General features: G+C 64.1%; 12 protein-coding genes. 8 read left to right on the forward strand and 4 right to left on the reverse strand.

Going from position 1 to position 16,964, the window contains the following annotated elements; all coding sequences use genetic code 11:
- Positions 1 to 175: 175 nt before the first annotated feature.
- Together C5C07_RS03305 and C5C07_RS03310 are read left to right on the forward strand one after the other, a co-directional pair.
- On the forward strand, positions 176 to 607 hold the full coding sequence (locus tag C5C07_RS03305) for a universal stress protein (protein ID WP_115804539.1): 432 nt from the start codon (positions 176 to 178) through the stop codon (positions 605 to 607).
- A 125-nt stretch (positions 608 to 732) separates the two neighbouring features.
- Entirely contained in the window at positions 733 to 1,380 is a 648-nt protein-coding gene (locus C5C07_RS03310; RefSeq protein ID WP_049904967.1) for an MBL fold metallo-hydrolase, read from the forward strand.
- Positions 1,381 to 1,780: 400 nt separating this feature from the next.
- Here the strand turns inward: C5C07_RS03310 and C5C07_RS03315 are convergent, their stop codons facing one another.
- Genes C5C07_RS03315 through C5C07_RS03325 form a run of 3 tightly spaced genes read right to left on the reverse strand, consistent with a single transcriptional unit; the run spans position 1,781 to position 6,440 of the window.
- Positions 1,781 to 4,414 (reverse strand): hypothetical protein, encoded by a 2,634-nt coding sequence (locus tag C5C07_RS03315; RefSeq protein WP_115804540.1) that lies wholly within the window; start codon positions 4,412 to 4,414, stop codon positions 1,781 to 1,783.
- Positions 4,415 to 4,460: 46 nt separating this feature from the next.
- Positions 4,461 to 5,612, reverse strand: a complete 1,152-nt coding sequence (locus C5C07_RS03320; RefSeq protein ID WP_004973091.1) for a hypothetical protein — start codon at positions 5,610 to 5,612, stop codon at positions 4,461 to 4,463.
- Between the two features lie 18 nt (positions 5,613 to 5,630).
- Positions 5,631 to 6,440, reverse strand: a complete 810-nt coding sequence (locus C5C07_RS03325; protein ID WP_004973088.1) for a hypothetical protein — start codon at positions 6,438 to 6,440, stop codon at positions 5,631 to 5,633.
- 290 nt (positions 6,441 to 6,730) lie between these two features.
- Here C5C07_RS03325 and C5C07_RS03330 point away from each other — a divergent pair, with 290 nt between their 5' ends.
- From C5C07_RS03330 to C5C07_RS21005, 6 genes are all read left to right on the forward strand, one after another.
- Positions 6,731 to 8,083, forward strand: coding sequence for an SIS domain-containing protein (locus C5C07_RS03330; RefSeq protein ID WP_004973087.1), 1,353 nt, complete (start codon positions 6,731 to 6,733; stop codon positions 8,081 to 8,083).
- A 1-nt stretch (position 8,084) separates the two neighbouring features.
- Positions 8,085 to 8,729, forward strand: a complete 645-nt coding sequence (locus tag C5C07_RS03335; protein WP_050458676.1) for a trans-aconitate 2-methyltransferase — start codon at positions 8,085 to 8,087, stop codon at positions 8,727 to 8,729.
- 689 nt (positions 8,730 to 9,418) lie between these two features.
- Positions 9,419 to 10,672, forward strand: a complete 1,254-nt coding sequence (locus C5C07_RS03340; RefSeq protein WP_199522718.1) for a hypothetical protein — start codon at positions 9,419 to 9,421, stop codon at positions 10,670 to 10,672.
- A gap of 137 nt (positions 10,673 to 10,809) precedes the next feature.
- Complete coding sequence (locus C5C07_RS03345; RefSeq protein WP_115804542.1) at positions 10,810 to 11,937, forward strand: pentapeptide repeat-containing protein; 1,128 nt, start codon at positions 10,810 to 10,812, stop codon at positions 11,935 to 11,937.
- A gap of 209 nt (positions 11,938 to 12,146) precedes the next feature.
- Positions 12,147 to 12,671, forward strand: a complete 525-nt coding sequence (locus tag C5C07_RS03350; protein WP_115804543.1) for a helix-turn-helix transcriptional regulator — start codon at positions 12,147 to 12,149, stop codon at positions 12,669 to 12,671.
- A gap of 2 nt (positions 12,672 to 12,673) precedes the next feature.
- Positions 12,674 to 13,114 carry a hypothetical protein gene (locus tag C5C07_RS21005; protein WP_147302004.1) on the forward strand — a complete coding sequence of 147 codons (441 nt, stop codon included), beginning with the start codon at positions 12,674 to 12,676 and terminating at the stop codon, positions 13,112 to 13,114.
- Between the two features lie 200 nt (positions 13,115 to 13,314).
- Here the strand turns inward: C5C07_RS21005 and C5C07_RS03355 are convergent, their stop codons facing one another.
- Entirely contained in the window at positions 13,315 to 16,908 is a 3,594-nt protein-coding gene (locus C5C07_RS03355; RefSeq protein WP_115804544.1) for a TraM recognition domain-containing protein, read from the reverse strand.
- Positions 16,909 to 16,964: the final 56 nt, after the last annotated feature.

The raw sequence follows: 16,964 nt of genomic DNA on the forward strand, positions 1-16,964 counted from the left end.
TGTAACGAAGCTCGCCGATTCCGACCCGTATTACGACATCGTTGAACTCAGATACTGCTCGCCGGGCGAACCCGTGGGCGGAGGACGACCGTCGGGACCGCGAGCCGCGTCGACGCGGTTGCTCCGAACGAGATTCGGCGAAACGATATTATATCTCTCCGTGGTACACGCTGGTATGGTCGTTGTTGCAGCAGTCGACCGGTCAGGTCGCTCATCACACGTTGTCGCGGAAGCCGCATCGCTAGCGGCGGCGTTCGACGAACCGGTCCACGTCGTCCACGCGTTGACTCGCTCGGAGTTCGTCGACCTCGGGCTGACGAGCGCGCAGGCCGAGAAGCCGAAGGACATGGCGGAGATTCGGTCCGCCGCCGCCGAGATGGCCGAAGACGCCGTGTCGGGACTGTCCGTCCCGTACGAGACGGTGGGACTCGTCGGCGACCCGGCCGACGAGGTCACCGAGTACGCCGACGAACAGGACGCGAGCTACGTCGTGGTGAGCCCGCGACGCCGCTCGCGCACGGGGAAGATGCTGTTCGGAAGCGTCGCTCAGTCGATTCTCCTGAACGCGTCGTGTCCGGTCGTCTCGACGCTCGTCGCGCAGGAATAGCCGTTTTCCGGGACGTTCGCTCCGCGGGCCGTCGACGCTCGGGGCCGTTTCCCGTCCACCCGTTACACGCCCCTGAGAACGCGCGTCCCCCTTTTTACCGCAACTCTCCGTAGCCTCGACCGTACATGACGGTAACAGCAGTCGCAGATGGAGTGTACACGGTACAGTTCGACCACGTCCGCGTGTTCGTCCTCGAAGACCGACCGTCCGGAACGACCACGCTGGTCGACGCGGCGTTTCCGGACGACGGCGACGAGTTGGTGTCCGTGCTGGACTCGGCGTTCGGCGGCGTCGACCGGCTCGTCATCACCCACGGCGACGAGGGACACTTCGGCGGGACGCCCGCCGTGGTAGACGCGTTCGACCCGGAACTCCTCGTCCCCGGCGGCGCGAAGGGCTTTTACGACGCGCTCGACGTCGAGGCCGACCGGCACTTCCGCCACGACGACGTGCTCGACGGCGGGATTCGAATCGTACAGGTCCCGGGGCACACGGTCGCGAACAGCGGGCTGCTCTTGGAAGACGAGGGCGTCTTCATCGCCGGTGACGTCTTGGAGGGGTCGGACCGTCGCGGGCTCCCGCCGGGGTTCCTCGTCCCGCCCGCGGCGCAGTTCAACGACCTGAGCCACGAGGAAGCCGAGCGAAACCTCGTCAAACTGTTCGACTACGACATCGAACGGGTCCTCGTGAGTCACGGCACGCACGTCGACGAGGACCCGCTCGGAAAGCTCGACGCCTGGCTCATCGACCGCGAGTGGACGCTGTCGTACTGAGTCGGTTGAATCGACCAGTGGTGTCGTTCGGCGCACGTTCGAACACACAGTGCCACATGCGTTCGCACCCATTCTAACAGAATAATTTTATGTACTGAAAATAGATAGCTCTGAGTCACCAAGACAGCGTTTTCTGAATTTTCACCTGATAGGTGCACGCCTCCTATTGGGGTCAGAATGTTCAATACCGCGCTCTACGCCAATTTTCTCTTTCTCTGACATTGGATTCGAATACATCGACCACTATAGATAGTATCTAGTCGTATTCTCCAGCTATGGGCGTTCTTGCCGTGTTTTCTCGTGGCCGCGCCGATATTCGACTTCAGTGCTGAGAAATACTCAAAATAATATATTTACCCAAATGTTTCAAAATGTATATTATTCGGCGCCTACTGCGCGACTACTGACCCATGTTCTGATGGAGTCGAATCCGCTTCGGCTCGTTTCGCCCCGAGAAGGCGCGGATTCGCACGAGGTGGTCGTTGGACTGGCGGCGGACCTCGCGGCCGTCGTCCGTGATGGTCCACTCGTCCGGCCCCTCGCCTTCGGTCACGCCGACGATGAACGAGGTGTTTCGGGTGTTCCGCCAGACCTTCCGGACGAACCGCTTGTCCGCGCCGCTCTGGAGCGGTCGCCCGCTCACCGGGTGGGAGTGTGCGCCGCCGGCCAGGCGGTGGTCGATGTCCTTGTGGAGGCTGGCCAGTCGCCGGAGGTGCGAGAAGAACTCCGAGGTGAACGAGATGGAGTCCGTGCGACTCCGGAGGAAGTCCGGGTGGTCGATGGCGTGGTGGTGGCGAATCAGACCGCGCTCGTCGGCGTACACCGTCGAGTAGACTTCACGGCCCGGCGTCGCGGTGGCCTGAAACGTCAGTTCGTTCAGCACGTGCTCCGTCACGTCGACGACCGAGGGGTCGCTCGACGCGGGCGCGTCGCCGAACGGGACGATTCCCGCGCCGGCGTCGATATCGTCCGCGGGCGTCTCCGGCGTCGACGACGGCGACGCTGACGACCCCTCGGGCCGGGTCGGCGTCGCTTCCGACGACGGCGACTCCGAGCCGTCACCGCTCGGCGGACTGCCCGCGCCGTCGTCCGGGGTCGTCCCCGCCGGGACCGGAAACTCTGCCGGGAGCGTCGTCTCGGGCTCCGGTGTCGTCTGCGACTCCCCGCCACCGGACGGCCCCCGACCGCTCGGCGCTCCGTCCGACGAGGAGCGATTCGGTCCGCTCTCAGGGGCGGCCGGCCGGCTCTCGGGCGTCGCTTCCGCGGAGCCCGACGCAGGGGGCGATTCGTCCGACGCCGCGCTTTCGCTCGATGACGCGTCGTCTCCCGCGTCGGGAGCGCCGCCAGCGCCGCCAGCACCGTCGCCGCCGCCGGCTTCGCCTCCACGAGTGTCTCCCTCGCCCTCCGCGTCGGACTGGTCGTCGTCGGAATCAGTCCCCGAACTCCCAGCGCCCGGACTCGAATCGTCTTTTGCCGGGGTCGAATCGGACCCGCGATTCGTCCGGTTCGATCCGTCTTGGTCGGGCTCCGGCCCGGTCGTCGAGTCATCTGGTTCCGAACCAGTCTCCGGTGCCTCCTCCTCGGGCGCATCCCCTCCAGTTTGCGGCGGCGACTGCGACGAACGGGGCAGGGTGGACCCGCCCGACGCGCGGCCGCCGTCCGGTGTGGTCTGCGGGGTCGTCCCGTCGCGGGGCACCGCCTTCTCGTCCGTCTCGGGCGACTGCGGAGGGCCCTCACCCGACGACTCGGGCGAAGCGTCGGTACTCGGCGGCCCGTCGGAATCGGGCGGCGAGGTGGGCGTCGACTCGCCAGCGGGGACCGAACGTCTCGTCGGTGTCGACCCGCCGCTCCCGGTCGGCGGCCCGTCGGCGTCGGACGACGACGAGTCACCGGACGGCGCGTGCCCCGGAGAGTCGTCGCCCGACGCGGTCACGTGGTCGGGGAGGTCGACCGCCGACGCGAACACGAACCCCGCGACGTGAATCGCGGGGCGGTCCCACTCGACGACCTCGATGACCGGCGCGTAGTCGGACAGCACCGACCGGACGGGGCCGGTCCACTCGGACGGTGCCGACGCGGCGATGAAGTCCGGTTCGGTCCGGGCCATCGGGTGCCGAGGCTCCCCCTTGTGTCCGCGGAGTGCCTTCAGCGTCCCCTGACTCTCGCGTTCGGTTCCGGGTCGCTCCGCCGCCGGGAGCGTCACGGTGCGGACGGAACCGACGCCGGAAATCCCGTCAGTCCGAATCAGCGCCGGGAGGTACCGGAGCACGTCCGAGAGGACGGCCTCGTGGTCCGGGGTGACCACGAGCAGTAGCTCGTACGTCCGGCCGAGTCGCTCGACGGTCGTCTCGTTGTTCGCGGTCCCGACGAGAACGGGACTCACGTCCCGACAGTGAACGCCGAGTTCCTGCGGGATGCCTTCGAGCGTCGACGCCAGCGGGCGCTTGATGGGCGAGACGACGCCGAACGCGTCCGGGAGCGGCCGCGAGTCCGACGCGCGCATGAGGTGGTCGACGATGACGGACACGTCCCGCTCGTCGGACAGGCGGCTCACCGAAATCGACGGCGGGTCGCTCGCGCCACGAGCGTCGTCCGCGTCCGAGAGGTCCGAGCCGTCCGGGCTCGTCTCGTCGTCTGGGTCGTCTGGGTCGTCCGCGTCGTCCGCGTCGTCCGCCCCATCGAGCGAAGGCGCACCCTCGGGCTGGCAGTCCGGTGGTTCGTCTCGGGTCGTCCTGAACGGGACCACCCTCCGAACGGTCCGTCGGAGCGCCCACAAGCGCGGACGGAGTGCGGGCATCAGCCCCAAGAGACCGAGGTTCGTCGTGATGACCGCCTCGACCGATTCCGGAGCGACGACCGCGACCACGCCCAGTCCGAGGAGCACGGCGGCCGTCACGCCGAGCGCGACCCAAAGGAGGCGGCGGCGTCGGCTGGAGCTGGAGTCGTTGTCGATCGGTTCGTCGGCTCGCTCGTGGTCGTCGTCGGTCGGCTCGATGACTGCGCTCAGTTCTACGAGTTGGATATCGTCTGTCATGGTCGGTGAAAACGCGCGTTCGTGGGTGGTCTGCGGGCGGTGCGGCTTACTGCTCCGGGAGCGCCGGCTCGATGTGGTCGGCGAAGAAGCGCTCCCACCGGTCGACGGGGTCGCTCACGCCGAACTTCGCCGTGTGCGCCTCCCACACCTGCCGGAGCGGCGACGACTCGTCGTGGACCTCCGCGTCGACGTACGCCGCGCCGGCCCGGCGGACGTGAGTGTGTATCCACGCCGCGTCAAGCGGCCAGAAGCCGACGACGTGGGCGTTGGCCACGTCCGCGTGAATTGTCCGGAGGTTGTGGTGCTGGCCGAGGGTGACGCCGTGGGGGAGGACGACCATCAGGTCCGGTTCGGCCAGCGTCGGGACCGTCGCGTCGGGTTCGATGTCTCCGTTTTCGATGGCCCACGGAGCCCACTGCTCGGCCGACAGCCACGGCGTGAGGCTGTTTGCCGCCCGCTGAACCGCGGGGTTGAGGTCCATCTCGGCGCGGCCGCCGATGGGGACCGTCGTCATCGCGGCGCTCCAGTAGCCGAACGACCGGTTCGCCACGTCGGTGTGGGTCGTCGCCGCGAGGAACTTCGCCAGTTCCGGTGGCACGTCGTCCATCCCGACCGCCTGCGCCCGGTGGTCGATGAGTATCGCCGGCGCGTCCATGACCGCGACGCCGAGGCCGGCCAACAGCGCGTTCTGCGGGTTCTTGTGCAGCCCGTCAGCGGTCTTGTGCGAGGGAACGACCACGTCGACCGTCTCCTCGAAGACGAGGCCGACGTCGACGAACTTGTAGGCCGGAAAGCCGGTTCCGAGCGACGACGGGACCAGCGCGTGATCGGCGTCGTACGACAGCCTGAGCAGTTCGCGCTCGACTTCCGGGGCGAGCATCGGCGTGACGTCCTCGATGCGAAGCGGGTTGCGACCGAGCTGCACGTCCTGGACGAACCGCGACGGAATCGACGTTCCGAGCATCTCCTCGGCCCGGGAAATCCACTCGCGCCGCACCACGTCCGCGAGCGTGTTCGGCGGGAAGAACACGCCCACGCTGTTCTCGTCGTGGTCGTCGCCGTCGGCGCTCGGTCGGTCCGCCGCCGCGTTCGCCTCGACCGCCCCGCCGCCCGCACCGTCGGTGATGACCGCGTCGTCGTTCGACTCGTCGGTGCCGCTCCACGGAACCGCGTTGCGTACGTATTTGGATATGTTCATGGATGTCTCCGTGAGTGGTTATCTGAGGCCGGACCCCTCGACCTCGGGTTCGGTACCGGTGTCTTCGGTCTCCGGTTCGGACTGTCCGCGACGGCCAAGGGCGAATCCGACGACGCTCGTCACCGCACCGAGGGCGACGACAACCCCGCCAGCGACCCACATCGGCGACAGCCAGTTCGCCAGTCGGACCGCGTTCATCGAGGGAAGCGACGACTCGACGTCGCTGTTCAGCTGTCGCGCCGCTCGGTAGCGCTTCCGGTGGTCGGCGAGCGTTTCCGGGGTCTGCGCGCGAAGCTCGGCGGCGCGCTCGGCGAACTCGGCGGTGTCGGCCGTCGCGTAGCCCTTCGCCTCGCGCTTTTCGATGAAGCCGACCGTCGCGTTGAGGTTCCGCGCGGTCCCCTCGGCGTAGGCGCGGGCGAGGGCCGCGGTCGCCTGCTTCTCCGCGACCGACCAGTGTTCGGCTGCGGTGTCGTAGTTCGCCCGCGTGTAGCTCAGGTTCCCCGTCTCGATGCGGTTCTGGACCGTCTGGAGCGTGCTCGCCTCGACCGAGACCATCGGTCGGTCGTCGAGGCGGCGGAGTTCCGCGAGTCTGTCTTTCGCCGCCTCGCGGGCGTCGAGCGCCTCGTCCGCGCTCACCGAAGCGGTCGGGGGTCCGGACAGCGCCGCCGACCCCGCGTCGGCCGTGACGACCGGAACGGCGACCGCGAACAGCGAAAGCACGACGAGCGCCGCGAGGGTGGCGCGGACGACCACCGTCGTCACGGACGGCCGCCGCTCCGTCTCTTCGGACGCCGGGCGGGTACACCCGTGTCCGAACCGCGAGTTCATGTCTATATTCGGAGTGTTCGAATTCGATTCCGTCGATTTGCTGGGATGGGTTGAATCGTTGGTCATCGTAATCTGTTGTGTATCGGGTTTGTGGGGGTTCTCGTGACGTTCTCGTTTTCGTCTTCGCGTCACACAAACAGATTGTATGACTGTAAACAAATATCTTGCGTGTGACATAATTGGCTGTATTTTGTACCCTCGTATACAGTTTATATGCGTATACAGTAGTGCAGAATCGTATGACATACGCGATGACAAGAACTATCTCACCGTTTGACATACCGGCGGTCATGACGAAAGACGAGATACTCCAGGCCCGCGTCTCGAAGCGGGTCAAGAGACAGGTGGACGAGATCGCCCAGCAGAAGAACAAGAAAACGTCCGAATACGTCCGGTCGGTCATCAAGGCGAATCTCACGGACGACAGCGCGTCGGTCAACATCCCGAAGCTGTTCGAAGACGACCTCCGTTCGATTGCGCGCGACACGGGCGAGCGGACGGGCGTGTACGAGGCCATCGAAGCGCAGGTCTGGGAGACGATTTCCGACGACGCCTTCCGACAGGAGGTTCGGCGGCCGGTGTTCGACGCCGACGGCACCGTCACAATCGCGGGGCAGGGGTCCTCAACGTCGGTTGGCTACTGGCTCGCCGACCGCCTCCGCGACCGCGGCATCCGGTCACAGGTCCGCAGCGGCGTCGAAGCCACCGGGATGCACTCGTCGGCCGACGACACGATTCTCGCCATCTCGCGGAGCGGGAAGACTGATTCGATACTCGACCTCTGTTCGAATCAACAGGCGACCGTCGTCGCCGTAACGGACCCGGACAGCCCGCTCGCGGAGCGCGCCGACCACGTCGTCCCGCTTCCGGGCGTCGAAGAGCGAATCGAAATCTACGCGACGAAAAGTGTCGTCGCCCAGCTCGCCGTCCTGCAGGTCGTCTTCCTCGACGACTACGTCGACCTCCAGCGGTTTCAGGCGCGGTTCAGGGCCCTCGACGAGTTCGTCGAAGGCCAGTTCAAACAGGGCGACGACGCCGCCGGCCTCTCCGGCCAAAGCGATATTCTCGCGGCCATCGAAGAGCTCCAGCGACACAACGACCTCCAGAGCGACCCCATCTTCGGGGCCCTCGCGTCGCAGCGCGGGCTCGGAAACGAGGCGCAACTCAAGCTCACGGAGTTCCTCCACGTCCACGGCGAGGCGACGAACCTCCAGAACATCGTCCACCGCCTAGTCAACGTCCTCCACGGCGGTTCGAGCTACCTCGTGACGGCGATTCCGCAACAGGGCTCCGCGACGTACCGCGAGTGGAACGACGTGCTGTTCGGCGACGAAACCTCCGTCTGGAACGTCCTCCAGTCCGCGGACTTCGACCAGAAGGTCCCGCTCATCGCGTTCACGCTGAACGGTGGACCCGCAGAGCAGGCCGTCCGCGAGCGCTCGCTGTACGGTCGGGACGGGCTCGTCCGACTCGACGCCTACGCCGTCGAACCCGAGGCCCGAGACCTCATCCTCTTCGTGGCGATTCAACTGTTCGCCTACGGGGCTCTCTGCAAGCTCTGGCTCCAAGACCCGGCGCTCCAATCTCGGGTCATCCAGAGCATTTACAATCCGGCCGAGACCAGCGACACGGAGGTGAACTAACGTGCCGAACGACGGCTGGAACGCCGACTACTTCGACGACGAGTTCGACGAACCGGACCCGTGGGACTTCGATTCTTCGACCTACGAGCAGCGCAAGTACCGCCGCCAGAACCGCGTCGTCGAGAGCCACGTCGGCTCGCCGGAGTCGATTCTGGAGATCGGCTGCGCCGAGGGCGTTCACTCGGAACTCCTCTTAGAACGCTTCCCCGACGCGGAACTCCACGGCATCGACATCTCCGAGGCTGCCGTCGAGCGCGCTCGCGAGCGGACCGATAGCGACCGGGCGACGTTCTCCGCCGGCGAGGCGAGCGCGTATCTCGACTCCCTCGACGAGCAGTTCGACGTCATCGTCTGGAGCGAGACCATCTACTATCTCGGGGACACGATGAGCGTCCCGGAGTTCCACCGGTTTCTCGACGTGGTGGCGGGCCTGCTTTCCCCCGACGGCGTGCTCTGTATGGCGAACATCGTCGGCCAAGACGAGGGGCCGGAAGCGCCGCTCACCGAAGCGCCGATTCTGGACGCCTACAAGACGCTCCTCGCCGCCCGACTGGACCGAGTCCACGAGGCGCGCTACACCGAGCCCAAATCCGAAGACGACGCCGAACACACATACGAAGTCCTCGGCTACGTGCCGAGCGCCTAACCGCTTTTTCGACCGCTTTCAGTTCGGGCGCACGGCGACCTCTGTTTCAACTGGAGTACACCCCTGGATTTTCCCGCAACAACACCCACCCAAACAGCCATCGCGCGGGCCAACCAACGGCGGCCATCGATACCAGTCGTTCGGGTCGAGCGACCCGCGAGAGAAGCGTGCTGGCGAGCGTCCACAGGGGAGACGGGTGTCGTCGCGGGGGGTGGAACACGGGACGGAAAGTGCCGACAGATGTGGGGGTACGACGCCAGATTCCCCCTCGAACGCGAAATCGAAATCGGTCGATACACCCCCTGTACGATGGGGTGTACCGGGGAATCGAGGGTGTGAGAAGTCGCGTCTCGCGGCGTGACGACGGGCGTGTGCGCCAGCAAGTGATGTGTTCATCACCCGAAACACGTCGCGAGGGGCGTCGAGCGTGGCGAACACGAACGAATCGGTGTCTCGAATCGGAGCGACTCGCGGGGGCTCACGGCTGGTTCGATACACCCCTGAAGGGGTCACAACCGAGTACACCCTTGCGGAGAACCGGCGTGCATGTACACCCCTGGAAACCGGGGGTGTAGCGCGTGTGGTTCGGTTCACCCCTGCAATCAGGGGTGTAGGTTTCGGCGCTGAGTATCAACCTTGTGAACGTGCGGGAAACAGCTATCACGGGGCTGTCGAGACCACAACTCGCAATGACGCCATCACTCCCGACCCGGGACCAGCTTCCAGAATCACTCCTCGAACAGGCGACCTGGGTGGGATGGCGCAGACAGACGCGTGGTGGAGACGAAACGAAGGTTCCGCGGGACGTGACAGGGGGGTACGCATCGGCGACCGACCCGGCGACATGGACGACGTTCGAGGAGGCGCGCACGTACGCCCAGGATGGCCCGGCGGACGGCGTGGGCTATGTGTTCACCGACGGCGGGCCGTTCGTCGGCATCGACCTCGACAAGTGTCGCGACCCCGAGACAGGCGTGACCGACGAGTGGGCACAAGAACTCATCGACCGCCTGGACTCGTATACGGAAGTCAGTCCCTCGGGGACGGGCTACCACGTCATCATCCGCGGGGTGCTGCCCCCAGGTGGCAACCGGACCGGGGACCTCGAACTGTACGATGATGCGCGGTTTTTCACCGTGACCGGCGACCACGTCGACGGGACGCCGACGACGATTGCCGAACGGGGCGACGAACTCGAAGCGATTCACGCCGCGTACTTCGAGACGCCGGCAGCTGTGGAGTCAGCGACGACGACGCCGACGACAGCGACAGCGACGACCACCAACGGGTCGACTGGCCCGGGCAACGACCTGTCTGACGACGCGCTCATCGAGCGGGCTACGAACGCCGCGAACGGCGAGAAGTTCAGCCGCCTGTGGCGCGGCGACACGACCGGCTACGACAGCCACTCCGAAGCGGACATGGCGCTGTGTTCGATGCTCGCGTTTTGGACGGCCGGTGACGCCCAGCAGATCGACCGCCTGATTCGCGACTCGGGGCTGTCTCGGCCGAAATGGGACGCCGTTCATTTCGCGGATGGGTCGACCTACGGCGAGACGACCATCGAGCGGGCAATCGCCGGGACGAGCGAGTACTATCAGTCGTCGAGTGGGTCGAGTGTGGGCCGGTCGGCGGCGGCGGATGCAGCCGACGGTCGGGCAGCGACCGACGCCGGTGACACCGTGTCCTCGACTGACCGAGGTGCTTCGTCGGCCGACCAGCCGCCGACAGTCCCATCCCCACTCGGCGGGCGTGAAGTGAGTGGTCGGATACAAGAACTCACGACGCAGCTCGAATCAGCACTCGACGAGAACGAACAGCTGCAGGCGACACTCGAAGCCGAACGGGCGGCGCGCGAGGCGGCCGAAGCACGGGTTCGCGAGTTAGAACGAGACGCAGACGAGGAACGTGGGGGGTGGTCGTTGTTCGGGTGGTTGCGGTGAAGTGAGGCGTTACTCGTCGTCTGTGTCACACACCAATTAGTGACTGACGAGCAGTTACCTTAGCTATTTAACCCATTCTTCGTATTGGTGACAATGATACTGAATGGCCCAAGCAGGCGAAATCTGAAATGAAATAAATGAGTGGACGCAACTTAGTTGGCGAAGACCTTCACGGAGTAGATCTATCTGGGATGAACCTTCAGGGAGTGGACTTCAGCTCCTCTAATCTTGAGAATGCGAATCTACGTGGTGCTGATCTCAGACACGCGAATCTTTCTCACGCAGAACTATCTGATGCGGATTTTACTGGTGCTGATCTCAGATACACTGATTTCACCAATAGCACTCTACGCAAAGCGGACCTTACTAACTCGGGTCTTGAGGGTTCAAAGTTGTCAAATTCTGATTTTGCACATGCGGATCTTAGCGGTGTTGACTTGTCACAAACACAAATTCACCGATGTAACTTTCAAAATATCTCTGCATTTGGTGCAGATTTTAGCCAGAAAGATTTGACGGGAAACGAGTTTGCTAGTGTTGATATCACGAACGGAGATCTCAGCGGTTCAAGATTAGGGGATATTGATTTCAAGGACGCAAATTTATACAATACAGACCTATCTGGTACAAAGTTACAACGAGCTAAGTTCCACCGTGCAGAGCTCGTTGATACGGATCTCACAGGTTCTGACCTCCGTGGGACTACGTTCGTTTCAGTAGACGTCCGGGGGATCCGATTCTCTGATGTAGAAATCAGCGGCTACACCACATTTCATGGCTTTTGTTCGGAACCCGCCAATGCATCGGAATGGAATGTATTGGCAGAGGGATACGAAGTAATTCGCAAGGCGTTCAGACAGAAAGCGCTTGATGACACCCATCGGGGACTGTACTACCTGCAACGCAAGGCCCGAACGAAAGAAGCCTCTCAGAATGGTCAGTTGGTCAAATATCTTGGAAACTTGGTTTCCCAAGGGTTGACTGGGTACGGGGTACGCGTAAGTTACGTCCTCATCTGGACGGCGTTATTGTTACTAATATCAACATTTTGGTATTCGATTGTGGGAACAGCAGATAGTTGGACTGGAGGGAGTCTCTTCTATAGTGTTTCAACGCTCGTGACGTCGGCTCCACACCCACCGAGAAACCTCGTGACATGGGTTCCTAGACAGTATACTGAATTCGTTGTGTTGTTCGAGACGTACGTCGGAACCCTGTTGATTGTTCTGCTTGGGTACGTGCTCGGAAACAGAGATACCATCTAAGGAGTTTTCGTCACCTCGAACGCCCCCACGGCGACGACTCGAGGGCCGCCGTGCGCGCCTCGGCCTTCGGCCTGCGGTGCTACAGTCGGCCGTCTTCGTCCTCGCCGCGGCCCCGTTCAGTCCCACCCTGTTAGGTGGGGTGTCATTCCTTGTGAAAGAATAATTGCGTAGGCAGAAATTATATTGCGCGCAAGCGCATATTGATGCGCATGACAGACACGCCGTCGTCGGGTCGACCACCCGATTTTTCGACATCGTTCCGTGAGCGACTCGATGAAGCCCCGGCAGATGACCGCGTCTACCGTGTCGCACTCGAACTCACCGAGCCAACGCGCGTCTCGGAGATTGCGACGCGGGCAGAATGTGCCCCGAACACCGCGCGGCGGCACCTCACTCGACTCGCCGACATCGGCGTGTTGACGCAGGTTGGCGACGACCCCATACGCTTTGAGCGCAACGAAGCCTACTTCGAGTGGCGACGCCAGCGCCGACTGGCTTCGCTCAGCGAGCAGGAGTACAAACAGCGCCTCGGGGAACTCCTCGCGGAAGACGCAGCATACCGAGACAACTACGGCGTTGACCGACCGGGTGCGCTCGACCCACTCGACTATCACGACTACGGCGACCCAGAGCAGGTCTGGCTCGACATCACCTCGTGGGAGGCCATCCAGACTGAGATTCGAGACCTTCGACAGGCACACGACAACCACTCGGAGCACGAAGGGCTCGCCTGAGCGTGCCCCCCGAGCGAACAAAACGGCAGCCGAACCGTGCGCTCCTTCGAGACCTTGCCAGCGGATTCGGGGATGAACCCTGGCTTTCATCGATAGCCGTCTTTCCTGCGAACCGACCGGACTCGATTGTCCTCACGGTTCGTCCGTTGTACTATCCGGAGTCGGTCGTCGACGCTGCATACATCGAAGTGCAGGCGTACACGGACGGGACCTTCCACATCACGTACGTCGAATCTCGACACGGTGATCGCTGGCTGTGCCGGTGGGACCGACACGACAGTCCCGACTACTCACGGGATCATTTTCACGAACCGCCGGCGGCACAACACACCGATGGCGTGAATCGAGACTACCCGCTGCATCTCGGTGACGTTCTCGCGGACGTTGTCGTCCCGTGGGTCAACCGGCGAGTCGGTGTAGTCTGGGACAACTACGAGGGATGAACCTATCCAGCGTGGTTCACTCGTTGACGGTCTGAAACGTCGACAGCGCCTCTTCGGGTCCGGGTTTCGATACGCTACTTGGTCGTGTTCACTCCTCTTCGCACTCGTTCGCCGACGACGCAATGGCTATCGTGCCGACGACAACTCACTACGCGCTCCCCTCCTTCGAAGACGAGACCATCACCCAGCCTACGCCACCGCTACGAGTGGTCCAACGTCGAATCGCGCAACTGCTGAAGCGTGTGCATCTCCGAAAACCCGGGCTGGTCGATTTGGAACGTCTTCGGCGGCGAGTTCGTACTGTAGGTTTTCTCGACGCGCGGCGGGCCCTCCTTCGGCTCGTTGAGCCCGCGGAGCACCTCGTGTGCATCAGCCCGATTTTTCACCACCCAGATGGCCGCTTCTGGATCGCAGGCGGCCATCTTATCGAAGTCCTCGGGGACCGCGGTGAGCAGGTCGTTGTTCACCCGCTCTGCTTCGAGGGTGACGACAATCTCTCCATCAGCATCGAGACAGACGGCGTCGAGTCGCGAGCCCTCGTGGTCGAAATACGAGACTGCCTCGACGGCGGCCGAATCGTCGTCCTCGACGAACGCCTGTTCGAGATAGCGCCGGCCGACTTCGACCATCACGACGTGGAGACTCGATTCGCTGAGGTCGCCGCGGCGGTGGCCATACGCGACGCCCTCGCGGTGGCGAACCCCAATCGCGCGGCGGCCCTTCGGCGTGACCGTATAGAGTTTGTGTGGATAGGTACAGTCGAGGGCGAGCGTGCCACCATCGACGAGTTCGCGAACCGAGGCGTGGTCGATGCCCGTGTACTCCTGGAGGCGGACCATACTGTCGTACAGGATGTCGTACTCGAATTCCGTGTCAAAGCGGCGTTGGTGTGCGGAATACACCGCCTGGAGGAACCGAAGCTGTGCATCCGTGAAGACGCTCTTGCGGCGCTCTTCGGGCGTGAGCGTCAGCGGCACGTTCGAAATCGGGATGTCGTCGCGGTCGACCTCGTCGAGACTGTGACAACACCCGATGGCGTTTTTCAGCCCCGTGAGCGACGGGTCATAGCGCGTCGAACACTCGTCGCATTTCGCCGCGTGCGCCTCGGGGTCATAGACGACCGTCGGCGGGAGCCGACTCGTGTAGGGGAGCGTCGAGTTGACCCGTGCTTCGGGAATCGGCGCGTTCCACGGTGCGTCTGCCGACTCCTCGGGCGGCTGTGTGGTCGACTCGGGCGTCCGTGCAGTCGCTTCGGGCGTCCCAGTCGGGTCGTCAGATGTCGGCGTGGGGGCCTGTTGTGACCGGCGCCTCTGTGCATCGACATCGAGGCCATGGGCGTCTCGTGACCGCGCTTCCAGCAGGTCGCACGTCGCGGCGAACGCCGTCTCGCGGGCGTCGGAAAACGGTGCGTTCCCTTCGGGATGGCCCGCGGGCAGCGGCGCGCTTTGGAGGACGAACGGCGTCGGTTCGGCGTGGCCGAACCCAGCGGGGAGCGTGGTCAGCCACTGGCCACGGCGGAGCGCGCGAAGGCGGGCTTGGACCTCGTTTGCAGGGTGGTCAGTCGTCGCGAAGCGATGGCTGAACTCGGGGTCGACCGCGACGTTGCCGGTGACAATCGTCGAGACGTTGTTCAGAACCTCGCGATACGCTTCGGGGTTGGCCTCGCGAAGCTGTGCTGGGAACTGCATCGCGAGCGTCATCGACAGGCCGAACGACCGCGACTGCGACAGAAGCTTCGACAGCAACGACGACGTCGACAGCTGAGAGGCTTCTTCGAGATACAGATTAACGAGTGGGTGATCATGGTCGCCGTCGGGGTGGTGTTGGGTGCGGCGACGCAGCGCCGTCCACAGCGACGACAACAACACGAGTGTGATGACGCGTCGCGATGCCGGTCGCAACCCACCCGTGTCGATGATGATGACGGCGTTGTCGTCGAGATGGCTTCGGAGGTCGAATCGCGGGCCAGTTCCGTCCTCGGCGTGGACGTGATTGAACAGCTGTGCAAGCCGGGCGTCGAGCGGCACCTTCTCGATGCGGTTGGCGACCCCCTGCATGAGTTCGTCGAACGAGCGCTTGGAGTTGGCCGCGACGCCCGCGAGCATGGCTTGGAGGTCGTCGTCGACGACCGGTGGCGGGTCGCGCGTCTCGTGGAGTCTGGCGACCGCGGTCTGGAACTCGCGGTGGGTGAACGCGTCCGCGCCGTGGACGGGGTCGAACATCGCCTTGAGGACGTAGCGGATGATGTCGGGCGACCGAACGGCCTGCTCGAAGCGGTCGCGACCCATGATGCCGATGAGGATATCGACGTAGTGGTCGACGACGTCCTCGACGGCAGTCGTGCGGTCGATGCCCGCATCGAGTTGGTCGCGAATATCGAAAAACGATAGCGCCGGCAGTGTCTCCGTGCAATCGAAGTAGTAGACGTTCTCGAGCGAGCCGTGGCGAGCGTAGTGCGCGCGGAGATAGTCCGCGGCCATGCCGTCGCCTTTGGGGTCGATGAGGATATCCGCGCCCGCGGTCGCGTCGTGATTGTCGAGCATGGCGGTGACGAGACTGGTCGACTTCCCGGAGCCGGTTCGGCCGAACCAGCCGACGTGCAGCGGCTGGAGCGACGGCGGAAGTGAGATGGGTGCGGCGTCGGCTTCGCCGTCGGCGCTCTGGGCGTAGCCAAGCGTCATCCCGGGGTCGCGATAGCGTTCGAGGCGGTCACGCGCCGGTCGGGTGAGCCCGTGTTCGTCCGTCGGCGTCGGCGCGAGTGCGCGCTGGGCATCGGCTGGGAGTGCCGACGCATCGAGGAGACAGAGTGCGGGGAGTTCGCGCCCATCCATGACGAGCGCGGGACTCGCGTGGTCGGTCCACGGGAGTTTCGTCCGCAGACTCATGTGTTCGGGGTCGACTGCGACGCGATTGCGGAGGGCTTCGAAGACCGCCTGTGCGTCGTCGCCGGTTCGCTCGCGGCCTTCGATGTAGTAGTGATCGCCGCTGAGCGGCGCGAACGCCGTCTGCAACGTAGTGAGCTCGGGGAGTGATTCATCGGGGTCTGTCGTCGTCGCCACCGCGCGGGCGGTGACGGTGAACGACCGTCGGGCGTCCTTGTCGTCGAGGGCGTCGAGTCGCGAGTTGACCGTCGGGTCGGCGGTGTTGGCGTCGGTGTTCGTCGAGGTAATCCAGTCGTCGACGAGTCGCTGTGACAGCGTATCGCGGCCGTTCGTCAGGCGGCGGCGACGGTCGCGGGCGTGGTGTCGCCAGTCAGCATGCGGGGTGACGAGCACTTGGACGGCCATCGGAACGGTCGCGTTCGCGAGCGTCGAGACGACCGTCGCAAGCGGTGGTCGTGTGTCCGTCTCGTGGAACGCGTCGTACGGCGTGAGAGTCGTCTGCCAGTCGTCGCGGCGGTCGGGACAGCCGACGAACTCGACCGCCCGATAGCGAGGTGGGCGGTAGCGTTCGAGCGCTTCGGCTTCAGGGGCGGCGTCTGGCTCGGCAGGCGAGAGTCGATCTAACGGGTCGGTCGTCGTCGTCGTAATCTCGAACGAGTCGGGGACGAGTTCGCGACACCACGAGTCGATGGCTCCGCCGAGATCACCATCGATGCTGAGCGTGTAGTCGATGGTACTCGCCGGCGAGCCGTCGGTGACGAGGAGCCATTCGAGCGTTGGTTGGTCGGTGGGCGCAGAAAGCAGGTCGAACAGTCGTGTGAACTGCGCGGCGACGGTCGTGGGGTCGAACGAATCCGTTGTTGGTCGCAACCGAATGAACGACCGCGTGGCTGTGGATTGAATAGTGCCCAACGGTCACGGTGATTCGAAATAATTCCTTCTCTATGTGTGGTTGTGATAACAGGACA

The sequence above is a fragment of the Haloferax sp. Atlit-4N genome, from assembly GCF_003383025.1.
GTDB lineage: Archaea > Halobacteriota > Halobacteria > Halobacteriales > Haloferacaceae > Haloferax > Haloferax gibbonsii.